This window comes from Moritella dasanensis ArB 0140 (genome assembly GCF_000276805.1).
GTDB classification, from domain to species: domain Bacteria; phylum Pseudomonadota; class Gammaproteobacteria; order Enterobacterales; family Moritellaceae; genus Moritella; species Moritella dasanensis.
The window spans coordinates 1-15083 of the sequence record NZ_AKXQ01000027.1; the positions used below are offsets into that span (position 1 = coordinate 1).

Here is a 15083-nt window from a genome sequence, read left to right on the forward strand (position 1 = left end):
TGTTATAACATAACAATTAATTATTAAAACGTAGATATAATCATGGCTAAACAAAAGTTACCTGTCACTGTACTCTCTGGATTTCTTGGAGCAGGAAAAACAACAGTACTCAACCATATTCTTCATAACCGCGAAGGAAAAAAGGTTGCTGTCATTGTTAATGACATGAGTGAGATAAACATTGATGCAGCCTTTGTAAAAAGTGAAGTATCACTCAACCGTAGTGACGAAAAGCTTGTGGAAATGAGCAACGGCTGTATATGTTGCACACTACGTGAAGATCTTCTATTAGAAGTTGATAAATTAGCCAAAGACGGTCGATTTGATTACCTCGTAATAGAATCAACAGGCATTTCGGAGCCACTCCCCGTCGCTGAAACGTTTACTTTTGCCGATGAAAATGGCATTTCGTTATCAGACGCAGCGACGTTAGATACCATGGTGACTGTAGTAGATGCTGTTAATTTTTTAAAAGATTATGATGAAGCAAAATATCTACGTGAGGCAGGTGAATATCTTAGCGATGAAGATGAGCGAAGCGTAACAGATTTATTGGTTGATCAAGTCGAATTTGCAGATGTTCTTCTTATTAGCAAAACAGATTTAGCCAAACCAGGTGATATAGAAAGACTTCGTGCCATCCTTAAAGTGCTTAATACACGCGCTAAGGTTATTCCCATATCTTTGGGGAAAGTTGATATCGATGACGTACTAAACACGGGTTTGTTTGATTTTGAACAAGCAAAAGCAGCGCCAGGTTGGCTCAAAGAAATACGTGGTGAAAAAATACCTGAAACAGAAGAATATGGTATTGGCAGTTTTAACTATGTTGCACGAAAACCATTTAATCCTGAAAAGTTTTATCAATTTCTGCACAACACAGAACAATTTGGCAAACTTATTCGTTCCAAAGGTTACTTTTGGTTAGCTTCTCGTCCGCAATTTTGCGGCCAATGGAGCCAAGCCGGCGGAATAGCACATTATGGTTTTGCAGGTATGTTTTGGAAATCAATCCCAGAAAAAGACTGGCCTACAGATCAAGAATCTCTCGATGATATACAAAAACAGTGGGTTGAGCCCTTTGGTGATATGCGTCAAGAACTCGTATTTATCGGCCAAAATTTAGATCAAAAAAGAATGACAAACGCGCTGGATGAATGCCTATTAACTGAGGAAGAATTACTAAAAGGTAAGCATTTCTGGGCAACATTAAATGACCCTTTTCCTCAATGGGAGGAACACGAATGAGCACCTTAAGCATTAACAATAACAATAACAATAACAATAACAATAACAATAACAATAACAATAACAATAACATCAAGGCTAATACACAAAGCCACATTAACAAGGATGGTCCCAGCTTTCATTCACCGGGCTTAGTTGAAGGCATTTCCCCTACCGTATTAACTGATATATATCGAGATGATACAAACATTGCGATTTGGCAGCGTAACCTTGACAATAAATTAACTATTGCGGTTAACCAGTTGTTAGAACATAAGCCAACATTAACGTTATTATTGATTGTAACGCCAGAAGATTGTTTTAAAGTATTGAGTGAAAAATTTGAAAAATCAGACGATATAACAACGTTAATTAATGATATCACCTTAGTAGTTGATATGTTTTGTTGCCTGTTTGGCCTAAAACAAGCTGGATTAAGATTAACAATACTCGACCGAGCTATGTGTCCCCGTTTTCATGTTGACCGTATACCTTGCCGTTTAGTGACAACATACAAAGGGATCGGCACACAATGGCTTAATAATAGTGTCATTGATCGCACGAAACTAGGCGCAGAATACCAAGAAGAAACCGATGAGAAATCAGGTCTAATACGAGATATCGCAGATATAAATCAACTAACACAAGGTGATATTGCATTGCTTAAAGGCGAGAATTGGAATGAAAATGAAGGGGCAGGCCTTGTTCATCGTTCACCTGAGACTTCTCAAGGCGAACGTAGATTGTTTCTAACACTCGACTTTATTAGTGATTAAAAATAAAGTCGGCTTCTATCAATGAAATGACCCCCAGTAATTGGTCGTCCAACTATTGGGGGTCATTTCAATATCGCATGTCGGGATTAACGGCTTCAATTTCTAGAGATGTTCCATAATGGATTATTAATTCGATATGAATAGTTGTTGGTATTGCTCTGTCTATAAACTGAAAGCCCATCAAGTAAGGTTATAGGCTTCTCTTTATACTGCTTATTAATCAGCTTTAGAAAGGGTTCTAAGAGGCTAGTATCATTAGATATGGTTTTTATATAATTACGCAGTTTTTTGACTATTCAGTAGACATAAAAAAACCCTCAAAACATAAAATATACATAGTATGCTTCGAAGGTTTTACGGTAAACTTTAAATGTTAATTAAATCAAAGTTTAACCTAAGTTAAGACGTAAAATTTAATTTACATCATGCCGCCCATTCCACCCATACCGCTCATATCAGGCATAGCTGATGCGCCGCCTTCAACTGGAGCGTCAGTGATCATTGCTTCAGTCGTGATCATAAGACCCGCAACAGATGCTGCAAATTGTAGTGCAGAACGTGTTACTTTAGTTGGGTCAAGAATACCCATAGCAATCATGTCGCCGTATTCGCCAGTACCAGCGTTGTAACCGTAGCTACCTTCGCCTGCACGTACATTGTTAGCAACAACAGATGCTTCATCACCGGCATTTTGCACGATTTGACGTAATGGTGCTTCCATTGCTCTTAGTGCAACGTTAATACCAACTGTTTGATCTTGGTTTGCGCCTTCAAGACCTTTGATTGCTGCAGCAGCACGAACAAGTGCAACACCACCACCAGCAACAACGCCTTCTTCAACAGCAGCACGTGTTGCGTGTAGAGCATCGTCAACGCGGGCTTTTTTCTCTTTCATTTCGATTTCAGTTGCTGCGCCAACTTTAATTACCGCAACACCACCAGAAAGTTTAGCAACACGTTCTTGTAGTTTTTCTTTATCGTAGTCTGAAGATGAATCTTCAATTTGCTTACGGATTTGCGCTACACGACCTTTGATAGTCGCATCGTCACCGATACCGTCGATAATAGTCGTTTCATCTTTAGTGATGATGATACGTTTAGCTTGGCCTAGTTCAGCAACAGTTGCTTTTTCTAGTTCCATGCCAATCTCTTCAGAGATAACTGTACCCGCAGTTAGTACCGCGATATCTTGTAACATCGCTTTACGACGGTCACCGAAACCAGGTGCTTTAACAGCAGCAACTTTAACGATACCACGCATGTTATTCACTACTAATGTCGCCAATGCTTCGCCTTCAAGGTCTTCAGCAATGATAAGTAGTGGCTTAGATGCTTTAGCAACACCTTCAAGAACAGGCAGTAATTCACGGATACTAGACACTTTTTTATCTACTAATAAGATAAATGGTGATTCTAATTCAACGCTACCCGTTTCTTGGTTTGTTACGAAGTAAGGAGATAGGTAACCACGGTCGAACTGCATACCTTCAACAACGTCTAGTTCGTCTTCAAGTGCTTGGCCATCTTCAACCGTAATAACACCTTCTTTACCAACACGATCCATTGCTTCAGCAATGATTTTACCCACGCTTGCATCAGAGTTTGCTGAAATAGTACCAACTTGCTCAACCGCTTTGGTATCTGAACAAGGTACAGATAATTCTTTTAGTTCTGCAACTGCTGCTTTAACCGCTTGGTCAATACCGCGTTTCAGATCCATCGGGTTCATGCCAGCAGCAACCGCTTTCAGGCCTTCGTTCACAATTGCTTGTGCAAGTACTGTTGCAGTTGTTGTACCGTCACCAGCTGCGTCATTTGCTTGAGAAGCAACTTCCTTCAGCATTTGTGCGCCCATGTTTTCGAATTTGTCTGCTAGTTCGATTTCTTTAGCAACAGTCACACCATCTTTAGTAATAAGTGGTGCGCCAAAGCTTTTATCGATAACAACGTTACGGCCTTTAGGACCCAATGTTACTTTTACTGCGTTCGCTAGGATGTTTACGCCGTTAAGCATTTTATCACGTGCGTCTAAGCCGAATTTTACGTCTTTAGCCATCTTAAATAATCCTTTTAAAATCTGTTAATATCGATCTATTAATTTATGGGTTTAGGTCTATCAAAAATAAATACTAAGATTTATTCAACGATAGCTAAAATATCGGCTTCGCTCATGATTAAAACTTCTTTACCATCAATCTTTTCAGCTTTAACGCCATAACCTTCATTAAAAATAACTGTATCGCCAACGCTAACTGCTAAAGGACGTACTTCACCGCTATCAATTAAACGACCGTTACCAACAGCAATAACTTCACCGCGAGTAGATAATGATGCTGATGCACCAGTAAGCACGATACCGCCTGCTGATTTAGTTTCTTGTTCTTGGCGACGAACGATCACACGATCGTGTAGTGGACGAATTGTCATTTGAAGATCTCCTAAAGAATACATGTTGCGAATATCAATGGCCGGTTATTTACCAATACCATGACTATGGCATAATATATCGGGGCAACTGCTTTCCAACTCAAGGGAAAAGCTAAAAATAGTTACTAAATTCGTACCTTAAATAGCAGTTTTTAGATTGTATCCACATATAGAAGTGTAAATGTCTGGTAAAAGTGCAACACAAAGCTGTTGGTTGACGAAGAAAAGCGTAAAATAGCCCGATAAAATTTTCGCTAGATTTAGCAAAAACAAAAGACCAAACGCATTTTAGGTATTTTAGGTAGGTAGCATTGAAAGATAAACACGGCCTGCTCTCCGCTCCCGTTTCTCAGGTAATGACAAAGATGGCCGTGCCTATGGGTTACGGTTTATTAGCCGTGCTTGGCTTTAGCTTAGTGGATACTTATTTTGTCAGCTTGCTGGGTACGCAGGCATTAGCCGCGATCAGCTTTACCTTCCCGGTGACCTTTTTTGTCTCGGCATTAGCCATGGGGTTAGGCACGGGTTTATCTGCTTGTTTAGCGCGTTTATTAGGTCAAGGTCAGCACCAAGACGCCGCGCGGTTAACTTCCGACGGTCTATTGTTAGCACTGACTACGGTACTCATCGTTGCCGCCATTGGCATTAACAGTATACAGCCATTATTCAGACTACTTGGTGCCAGTGATACCTTGATGGTCTACATCCAAGATTATATGTTTTATTGGTATGTCGCGATTCCCTTTTTAGTCATCCCGATGGTGGGTAATGCCGCCATCCGAGCTACCGGTGATACCAAGACCCCCAGCAGAGTCATGATCATCGCTGGTTTCATGAATGGTCTGCTCGATCCGTTATTAATCTTTGGACTTGGTCCGTTTCCTGAACTCGACGTTAAAGGTGCTGCAATTGCCTCTGGTCTGTCGTGGTTAATTACCTTTGCGGTGGCGATATACCTATTGCGCTATCGTGAACAACTGTTGTTATTAACCAGACCAAATCTAGCTAACATGCTTAAAAATTGGCGTAAGATTGCTGCGATTGGTATGCCAGCGTCTTTAACGAATATGCTGAGTCCAGTCAACAATGCTTTCGTCATGTGGCAGCTTGCGGCATTTAGCACGACAGCTGTTGCTGCTTACGGTGCCGGTACTCGCATGGAAGCGATTTTATTAATCGGTATGATCGCGGTGAGCTCTATGCTTTCGCCTTTTATCGCGCAAAATTCATCAGCCAATAACCCACAACGTTGTTTAACCGCGATCAAGCTCGCGATCCGTTATGCATTAATCTCACAACTGGTTATTTACCTGTTTATTGCCTTAACCGCGCCGTATATCGCGGCTTTGTTCAGTGATGATGTGGCAGTGATCGGTCATCTATCGCTCTACCTTTATATCATCCCAGCATCGTTTGCGATGCAAGGTATTATGATGGCGGTGGCGTCGAGCTTAAACGGCTTTAACCGACCAATGTCAGCATTGACGCTTAGCGTGCTGCGTTCACTGTTAATCATTAGCCTATCGAGTATCGGTGGTCATTATTATGGTGAGAAAGGTATCTTCTTTGGTATCGCCAGCGCCAACGTATTAGTCGGTTTGTTAGCCTTGTATTATGCCCAGCGATTACAGCTAGAACTGCGTCATGAATTACAACTTGGGGTAGTACCGACAGCTGATACATAATCCTCTCTCGGCATGACGACTCAAGCACAATTAACTAAATTGCCCTCCACGAAAGAGGGCTAAATTAACGATTAAGACAGCTTGAATTTATTGACCAGTGCAGCCAACTGTTCATTTGCCGAAGCCAAGTTTTGGGTACTTGCTGTCGTTTCCTGCCCGTTTTCCGTCAACTCCTGCACCATCCCCTGAATGGTATGCATGTTGCGAGAGATCTCTTCGGTGACTGAGCTTTGTTCTTCTGATGCTGTCGCAATTTGCACACTCAGATCATTAATAACCACAATTGATTCGGTCATAATATCTAAGCTCTCTGCAACTCTCGAGGCATTGTCTGCAACCTGCTCACAACTCTGCTTTGTCCCATCCATCACATCTACAGCAGTAGTGGCATCACGACGCAGTGTCGTCAGCATCTCACTAATTTGAGCGGTACTGTCCTGCGTACGCGCAGCAAGGGAGCGAACTTCATCCGCCACAACCGCAAAACCACGTCCTTGTTCGCCAGCGCGAGCCGCTTCAATAGCCGCATTAAGCGCAAGCAAATTGGTTTGATCAGCAATGCCACCGATAACTTCTAATACGGTAGCGATCTGCTGCGTATTATTATTCATGGTGTGAATACTATCTGACGCCGTTTCCATCTCAGTAACCAAAGCCATAACACTGTTCGATGCTTCTGTTACGGTTATCTTAGAGGCCATACCCTCATCTGTCGCACTCTGAGTATTCGCTGCTGTCTGTACCGCATTTTGCGCCACAATATCCGCCGTTGTGCTCATTTCTGTAATGGCAGTAACCGCAAGTTCGGTTTCTGCAGTATGGTTGTTTAGCGCCAAACTATTACGCTCTGATTGTGTATGAATCTGCTGAATACCGTCGGTAATATGCCCCGAAGCCTGTGAAATTTCCAACATCATAGATTGCAGATAACCGATAAAGGTATTTACCGAATGGCTAATATCAGCCACTTCGTCTTCAGAGATTATGACAAGGCGCGAAGTTAAATCGGCTTCGCCAGTAGACAGTGTATCGATACGTGTTTTCAACACGACTAACTCTTTAACTATCTTGTTCACCACCCAAATAGATGCCAACACCGACAGCACAAATAATACGGCTGCAAAGCCGAGACTATTAGATACCTCGGTAGCAAAGATCGCTTCAGTTGCATCGGTTAAGCTTTCTTGGATCGAAGTAACATCACTTTCGTAAGCACCAGTACCAATAATCCAGTTCCACTCTGGCATAATTTTTCGTACATAAGAGATCTTGTTTTCAGTTTTATTAGTCGCTGGATTCACGAAAGGGGTCAGCAAAAATGCATCGTTCTTACTCGCTAGAGCGACTACTGTATCTCGCGTATTTTTCACAGTTTGACCGACTAGCGCGCTGTTAGTATGCGCAAGGATTTTACCTCTCGAATCTTGGATCCAAAAATAGCCGTTTTTACCATACTTAGCTGCAACAATATTTTTCAGCGCTGTATCAATCTTGCCTTGCTTTAAAGTACTGATATATTCACCAGTAGCGACAACAATATTTAACGGTTTAAAGTAAAATGATACCGACAGTTTGTCTTCCATCTTTTGGGTTGCGGGATTAGAAAAAGTGTAACGGCTAATACCGAATGCCTGTTTCTTGGCCGATGAGACAATATTTCGGGCGTAGAAAATACCTTTTTTATCGGTCGCGTCATAGCTATTACGGCCAATAACGTTAGGGTTTGAACCATGTGCTACATACGCGACGGTATCGGCATCATAGGCAAAGATATAACGACCATGACCCCATTGGTAATTATTGATGAAAGCAAAAATATTCAACTTTGCAGCTTCAGGCGAATCACTCGCTTCATACATCTTATTGATGGTTTGCTTAAACGTAGCGCTCTCAGTGAGTAACTCTGCTTTTATATTTTCAACTTTAGACTGCTCATAGAGGTTAGCAAGTGATAACGTGATGGTATCAACTTGTCCCAGCAAATTATTTTTTATTACATTCTCAACTTGAGTACTGACATTATGCTTTTCTTCTGCAAGTACTGACTTTTCAATATTCAGCATACTGATAATAAAGAAGCTGCTCACAGCCAGTAATGCAACACACACGGTTGCGATTAATTTAATCTTAATAGTCATTTTCATTAGGGTTTCATTTCTCCAAAAACTAGCGCCACTTCAGCGTAAACAACCGTAAGCGAGTGTAAATTACTGTCAAGAGGAAATTAACATAAAAACAATCTTGGCATAATGCTTTTATTTGAAGTCGCTCGCAAATATTGATGTAGAACATTACTCGCTCAAAATCTGTTCAATTTACACACACTGAAAATAGCCACATCAAATAAACCAGTCTTCTAAAACCATCAGACAAACACATAACTTATTTAAATCAGCAACTTAAAATAAATTCAGATTAATAAGATAATCCATATTTAACAATTAAATTACGCCACTAACATATTCAATCCTTGTGCCCTATTTACCAATTAACGACTCATGTTGCTCTAATCGCTATACATTATCGCCAATAATTACACATCGAACGGTGTCTGAATTAAACGCTCTATTAAGCAATCAATTACCGAGTAAAAAGCCTGCCTAGCAGTCTACATATTCAGCTAATTCACCAGTGTTAATGGATCCTCCCCTAAAGACCAAATTTACAGGTCGAATATGCACTAATAATCCACCAAGCTTGCTGTTTCCTAGGCAAAAATAAAATATATTTAGCATTCTTAAAACTTTATTTAGAAAGGTGATCTAAAGCCGTTTTATTGCCAAAAATACCACGTATTATCCGCACATAAATGTTGTATTCCCCCTACGTTTCGATCAAATAGCAGAGTGTACTGATGACTGTATTAGCAACCGATTTTACTCAAGAAACCCGTTTAGAAACTGACTTATTAGGTGTTAAAGAAATACCAGCACACGCTTATTACGGTATTCATACCTTAAGAGCGATGGAAAATTTCCACATCAGTAATGAGAAAATCGGTGACTGTCCTGAATTTGTACGCGGCATGGTTAAAACCAAAAAAGCGGCAGCATTAGCCAACGGTATCTTAGGTACTATTCCAGAACATATTAGCGAAGCGATTGTGAAGGCTTGTGACACCCTACTCGCCACCGAGCATTTTTATGACCAGTTCCCAGTTGATGCGTTCCAAGGTGGTGCTGGCACATCGGTAAACATGAATACTAATGAAGTATTAGCCAATATCGCCTTAGAGCAAATGGGTCATACCAAAGGCGCTTACAGCCACATTAACCCTAATGATCATGTGAATAAAAGTCAGAGCACCAATGATGCTTACCCGACTGGTTTCCGCGTGGCTTTGTTTGAACGATCTAACGCTGTATTAATCGCGCTAACGTCATTAAGCGAAACGTTCTTAACCAAGTCAGCTGAATTTAATGACGTATTAAAAATGGGGCGTACGCAGTTACAAGACGCGGTACCGATGACATTAGGTCAAGAGTTCCGTGCGTTTGGTATTACCTTAAGAGAAGAAATCAAGAGCATCAAGCGTTGCCAAGAATTACTGCTTGAAATCAACCTCGGCGCAACAGCAATCGGTACCGGTTTAAACTCGCCAGTGGGCTATTCAGCACTCGCGATTGAAAAACTAGCTGAAATTACCGGTCATGCATTTGTACCTGCAGAAGATTTAGTAGAAGCAACGTCTGACTGTGGCGCTTATGTGATGTTGTCGAGCGGATTAAAACGTTTAGCGGTAAAACTATCTAAGATCTGTAACGATTTACGCCTACTTTCTTCTGGTCCACGCACCGGCTTGAATGAAATTAACTTACCAGAAATGCAGGCCGGTTCATCAATCATGCCAGCCAAAGTAAACCCAGTTATCCCTGAAGTAGTTAACCAAGTGGCGTTTAAAGTATGTGGTAACGATTTAACCATCACGATGGCTGCTGAAGCGGGTCAATTACAATTAAACGTAATGGAACCTGTGATTGGCCAATGCCTGTTTGAATCATTGTCGTTATTAGAAAATGCCTGCTTCACGCTACAAGATAAATGTGTGAAAGGCATTACCGCTAACCGCAAGGTATGCCTAGACTTCGTGTTAAATTCAATTGGTATTATCACTTATTTAAACCCATTCATTGGTCATCATGAAGGCGATACTATCGGTCGTATCTGTGCTGAAACAGGTAAGAGCGTACGTGAAGTGGTATTGGCGCGAGGTTTACTGTCTGAAGCGGAATTAGATGAGATATTCTCTATCGAAAACTTAATGAATCCAAAATATACAGCGCAACGTTTTTCTAAAGCGGTTTAATTAAAACCGACTTCATAACGCTATTTACTCGCGCTAGTATTAAAGCACGTTACTAAAAAGTAACTGTTTAAACAAAAATCCCCGTTACAGTCATAACCAGTAAAGGGGATTTTTTATCACACAATTAATTTTTATAGCGATTGCTTACAAACCTTGCAACAGCCTGTCCAATGCTTTGTGACACTTTATCGCTATTCACAATTAAGCAGCGACAGCGGTCACTTCAAAGGGTCTTTTACGACTCATCAACACGAATATTGCCGGTACAAAGTAAAACGATAATAACGTCGTTAATACCGTACCACCCGCGATAGCAATGGCAAATGGCGGCCAGAAACCACCACCCGCTAAGATAAGCGGTAAGAAGCCACCCACTGTTGTGATCGTCGTCGAGGTAATGTGTCTTGTACAACTAGTGATGGCATTGATAATCGCATCGGTATCACCGGCAACTGCTTTTGGATCTGATTTTAATTCTGCTAAAATCACAATCGCCGCATTGATCGCAAGCCCCATTAGGCCGAGCAAACCAATAATAACGGTAAAGCCAAACGGGTAATTAAACACGTAAACACTGAGTAGTCCTAAACCTACCGATTGGATCGCAGATAATACGATCACCCCACCCAAACGGAATGAGTTGAATGACAGCACCACGATAATAATCAATAACATCATGATCACGCCAACACTGGCTAACAGATTGCCTACCGCATCATTACGTTTAGCAGATTCACCACCAAACTCCATACGATAACCCGGCGGTAACACAAAGTTCTCACTGCTTAAACGTGCTGAAAACGCGCTCAACACTGTCGAAGGTAATACCCCTGAAACTAAGTAACCTTCAACCGTATTAACCCGCACACCATCACGATGTGGGATAGCGCCACGACTCGGCATTAACGCTAATTCAGTTAATGCCACCAGCGGAATACTGCCTTGAGATTGCGGCGAACTTAGACTGATGTTAGCAAGATCAGACAAGCTACTGCGCTCATCATTCGCAATACGTACGCGAACAGGCACCGATTCAGTACCCTCGATAATCGAGCCATTCACCGTGCCATGTAACGTCGACTGTAATTGTGTTGCTACATCCGTCAGGGTTAAACCGGCTAATTGACTAACATCTTCGTTAATCTTCAGCCATATTTTTGGTAATCCAGGTTGGATGGTAGCGCGTGTATGGATCACATTTTGCGTACCGATTAAGATCCGTCTGGCTTCATCTCCTAAGGTTTTTAAAGTATCTAAATTAGGACCAAAGAGGCGTAACTCGATAGGCGCTCTAAAGGGAGGGCCCTGTTCTAATTTACGCACCAATATCTGCGCTTGTGGAATCGCATCATCAAGCAGTATTTGCAATGACGGGATCAGCTCGTTGACACGCTGAAAGCTATCACCCGTGACCATCGCTTGGGCATAATACTGGGCACCGTCTTTATTCGGCATCAAGTTATAATAAAACGACGGGGCATTATTACCAATAAACCAACGTACTTTGCTGATCCCTTGCTGCTGTGCCAACAAATCACTGATGGTTTTGGTCATAGCTTCAGTGGCGATAATACTGGTTTGCACTGGCATGAATAGTTCGATATGAAACATGTCACGATCTGATGCCGGAAAGAACTGTTCATCCAAATGCTTCGCTAATATAAAACCACTTAACGGTAAGATAAACACCAAACCAATACTGAGTTTAGGTCTCGCTAATACCCATACTAGTGATTGGCGAAAAGACTTGGCTAACCCAGCTAATTCAATGCCGTTATTATACCAAGTTGCAGCTGGTACTGATTGACCTTGTGTCGAACCACTTTGCCTAACTTCATTTTGCGAAGACCCAACCAGAAAACGCCCAGATAGACCGGCAACAATCGTATGCGAAACCAGATACGAACCGATTAAGGCAAAGATAACGCTTAACGCAATACCACTGACAAACTCACCCGATGGACCCGGCATCATCACTATCGGCATAAAGGCCAATATCGTCGTTAACGTTGAGCCTAATAACGGTAACCATAAATGCTTAATCGCGCCTTGCACCGCAACACTCGCCGTTAACCCCTGCTGGCGACGCTTCTGAATGGTATCAGCCATTACAATCGCGTTATCCACCATAATACCAAGTGCGACAACTAAACCCGTTACCGACATTTGATGAATAGGTAAACCGTAATACTTCATCACCGTTAAGGTAAACAGCACGGTTAGTGGTAAAGACAAGGTAACAATTAATGCCGCACGCCAACCTAAGGTAACTAACAACACCACTGCAATGATAGAGAAACCAATTAAGATATTTTCCACCAGCCCTTGCAGTCTGTCTTCGGTATATTGTGATTGATCAAACAACACTTCAGTGGTTAATGACGACGGTAATTGCAAATTGAAGCCAGCAACGATTTTATCAACCTCAGCGCTCCATTTATCAATACGTAAATTAGGTAACATACGCGTTGATACGACGACAGCATATTGACCATCAACCAAGGCTATCTCTTGTGCTGGCCACTGTAATGTTTTTCTGATCTGAGCAATATCACCTAAGCGAACCACGCCACCTTTACTGTCACTAAGCAACGGGATCTGACGGATCCTATCGACAGAATCAAACGATCCGGCAACTTCGATCTGCATTTGATTATAATCATTAATGATATTACCGGCAGAAACTTTGGCATCGGCCGCTAAAATAATGTTGGAAATAGCTTGTGTAGACAATGACAAATTCGCCGCTAAATGTTTATCTATTTCCACCAATATTTGTTCTTCACCACGACCAAATAAACTGACGATGTCAGTGCCAGATATTACCTTTAATTGATTTTGTAATTCTTTACCATAACGGCCTAACGTGGTGAGATCGACAGCGCTATCACCCTGCCATTTTACCGCGATCAACTGTGTATAAGCGTAACCACGGTCATCTTCTAATCGTGGTGCTACCGCTGATGGAGGCAGCTCATTAGTGACATCATTAAGTAGATCTCGTACTCGAGACCAAACCGGCACAGGATCATAGTTGCTATCATGCAATTCGAGTCGCACAATGGAGATACCCGCTCGTGATGTTGAGGTTATACGTTTAATATCAGCGAGTTTACGTAACTTCTGCTCAATTTTTTCAGTGACTAAAGCTTCAACTCGTTCAGCACTGGCACCTGGCAATAACGTCAACACACTGGCGATCCGATTAGTGATCCGTGGATCTTCGGTGCGCGGTAACGTTGATAATGCGCCCAGCCCCGCCACGATTAACAAAATAATCAGCAGTGCCATCAGGCGATTATTTTCAGTAAACGCCTTGATCATATTTTATTCTCCGACACACTGTCGCCAGCCGCTTTATTAGCAAACGCTTGCTGATGGCTAAGCGTTACGCGTTGTCCCGGCACAAAGCGATGAATACCGGCATTAACATAAGCTTGATTACTCTTCAAATCACCTTGTACATAAGCCGCTGTTGCGGTGGCATGTAATACCGTCACCGTAGTGCTTTTTAATTGAAACAATGCCGGTGCTAGGGCGGTAGGATCATCAAGATCCCGCTGCGCTATATCTTGATCTAAGGTGTAGATATTCCACATTCCGCGTACCCCATCTGTGATGGCACTTAATGGGATCCAATAACCCGGTTGTTGATATGCTTGAGACAACGCTAAGTAGGCCAGTTGACCATTATAAACTGGACTATTATCCGCTAATGCAAAACGCAGGCTAATGGTTCGCGTCACCGTATCCACTTCATTACCCATACTTAATAAAGTGGCTGGATAGTTAGCACCCGCGATCTCGAGCTGATGTTCCTTACCTTTAATCTGCTTAATAAAGCTAGCTGGCACGCCAACTGTCACTTCTGAAGCTCCAGTTTGCAACAATCTAAATGCTGTAGACCCCGCGGCAACCACTTCACCTTGAGCAATTTTACGACTACTGATAATGCCATCAAACGGCGCTAACAGTTTTGATTTATCAATACGATACTGACTTGCATCCAGCCCTGATGATGTGCTGCGGATATTAGCTGCGATGACACGTTTTTGCGACGACAACTCATCGATATTTTGTTCTGAGGTAAAACCACGCTTACTCAATGAATTTAAACGCGATAGATTGGCTTGGATCAAATCAAATTCTGCTTCCGCTTGCTGCAGTTGTGCTTCGAGCTGGTTACGTTCGATTAAGAGTAACTCGGTATTAAGCTCGGCCAGCAATTGGCCTTTTTTCACTTGCTGCCCTTCAATCACATGCAGGGTTTTAATAATGCCAGCAAATTCAAATCCTAAATTAGCATCTTGCTGTGCAATCACCTTACCAACAAATTTATTTTCGACTTGGTAACTGTCTTGTAGTGTTAAATGTTCACTACTGGCCTGTAAATACTGTGACGCAGGCTGCGTTTCGTCAGCAACAACATCACCGCACGCTTGCAGTGTGAGCGGAAATAGCAATATACTTATCCATTGTGCTGATTTTGTATGCAGTACAGATAGGTAACTCTTTCTAAACATAATCAATATCCCTTTTTTACGCACTTTCCCACGCAAAGCTTTTGTTTCGGCCTTTTCTAAACTAGACTCAACAGTCTAGCCAAGAAGATAGCAAAACCAAACTGGACCGTACAGTCTATTTTGAATAAATTTAACTTAA

Annotated in this window: 9 protein-coding genes; 4 read left to right on the forward strand and 5 right to left on the reverse strand. The window is 41.9% G+C overall.

The genetic code is table 11. From position 1 onward, the window contains the following. The first annotated feature begins 42 nt into the window (after positions 1 to 42). On the forward strand, positions 43 to 1248 hold the full coding sequence (gene zigA / locus A923_RS0118275) for a zinc metallochaperone GTPase ZigA (protein WP_026006339.1): 1206 nt from the start codon (positions 43 to 45) through the stop codon (positions 1246 to 1248). Further along, positions 1245 to 2003 (forward strand): DUF1826 domain-containing protein, encoded by a 759-nt coding sequence (locus tag A923_RS0118280; protein WP_017223142.1) that lies wholly within the window; start codon positions 1245 to 1247, stop codon positions 2001 to 2003. Before zigA ends, A923_RS0118280 begins: the two co-directional genes overlap by 4 nt. 418 nt (positions 2004 to 2421) lie before the next feature. Here A923_RS0118280 and groL read toward each other — a convergent pair whose 3' ends face one another. After that, a complete protein-coding gene (groL, locus tag A923_RS0118285; RefSeq protein ID WP_017223143.1) occupies positions 2422 to 4059 on the reverse strand; it encodes a chaperonin GroEL in 1638 nt (545 codons plus the stop codon). Between the two features lie 80 nt (positions 4060 to 4139). Then, positions 4140 to 4430 (reverse strand): co-chaperone GroES, encoded by a 291-nt coding sequence (locus A923_RS0118290; RefSeq protein WP_017223144.1) that lies wholly within the window; start codon positions 4428 to 4430, stop codon positions 4140 to 4142. 311 nt (positions 4431 to 4741) lie between these two features. On the opposite strand from A923_RS0118290, the gene A923_RS0118295 reads away from it, so the two are divergent. Continuing rightward, the gene (locus A923_RS0118295; protein ID WP_237716242.1) at positions 4742 to 6115 is read left to right on the forward strand and encodes an MATE family efflux transporter; all 1374 of its coding nucleotides are present in this window, start codon (positions 4742 to 4744) and stop codon (positions 6113 to 6115) included. Between the two features lie 71 nt (positions 6116 to 6186). Here A923_RS0118295 and A923_RS0118300 read toward each other — a convergent pair whose 3' ends face one another. Then, a complete protein-coding gene (locus A923_RS0118300; protein ID WP_017223146.1) occupies positions 6187 to 8259 on the reverse strand; it encodes a methyl-accepting chemotaxis protein in 2073 nt (690 codons plus the stop codon). 710 nt (positions 8260 to 8969) lie between these two features. On the opposite strand from A923_RS0118300, the gene aspA reads away from it, so the two are divergent. Beyond that, complete coding sequence (aspA, locus tag A923_RS0118305) at positions 8970 to 10421, forward strand: aspartate ammonia-lyase (protein WP_017223147.1); 1452 nt, start codon at positions 8970 to 8972, stop codon at positions 10419 to 10421. 201 nt (positions 10422 to 10622) lie between these two features. On the opposite strand, the gene A923_RS0118310 is transcribed toward aspA, so the two are convergent. Both A923_RS0118310 and A923_RS0118315 read right to left on the reverse strand, forming a co-directional pair. Continuing rightward, positions 10623 to 13745: an efflux RND transporter permease subunit gene (locus A923_RS0118310; protein ID WP_017223148.1), complete on the reverse strand. Its 3123-nt coding sequence runs from the start codon at positions 13743 to 13745 to the stop codon at positions 10623 to 10625. Further along, positions 13742 to 14944: an efflux RND transporter periplasmic adaptor subunit gene (locus A923_RS0118315; protein WP_017223149.1), complete on the reverse strand. Its 1203-nt coding sequence runs from the start codon at positions 14942 to 14944 to the stop codon at positions 13742 to 13744. Before A923_RS0118315 ends, A923_RS0118310 begins: the two co-directional genes overlap by 4 nt. Between the last annotated feature and the right edge of the window lie 139 nt (positions 14945 to 15083).

Excerpts from the sequence above, each read along its gene's own strand:
- zigA (WP_026006339.1), top strand. The coding sequence starts at position 43 with ATGGCTAAACAAAAGTTACCTGTCACTGTACTCTCTGGATTTCTTGGA.
- A923_RS0118280 (WP_017223142.1), top strand. The coding sequence starts at position 1,245 with ATGAGCACCTTAAGCATTAACAATAACAATAACAATAACAATAACAAT.
- groL (WP_017223143.1), bottom strand. The coding sequence starts at position 4,059 with ATGGCTAAAGACGTAAAATTCGGCTTAGACGCACGTGATAAAATGCTT.
- A923_RS0118290 (WP_017223144.1), bottom strand. The coding sequence starts at position 4,430 with ATGACAATTCGTCCACTACACGATCGTGTGATCGTTCGTCGCCAAGAA.
- A923_RS0118300 (WP_017223146.1), bottom strand. The coding sequence starts at position 8,259 with ATGAAAATGACTATTAAGATTAAATTAATCGCAACCGTGTGTGTTGCA.
- aspA (WP_017223147.1), top strand. The coding sequence starts at position 8,970 with ATGACTGTATTAGCAACCGATTTTACTCAAGAAACCCGTTTAGAAACT.
- A923_RS0118310 (WP_017223148.1), bottom strand. The coding sequence starts at position 13,745 with ATGATCAAGGCGTTTACTGAAAATAATCGCCTGATGGCACTGCTGATT.
- A923_RS0118315 (WP_017223149.1), bottom strand. The coding sequence starts at position 14,944 with ATGTTTAGAAAGAGTTACCTATCTGTACTGCATACAAAATCAGCACAA.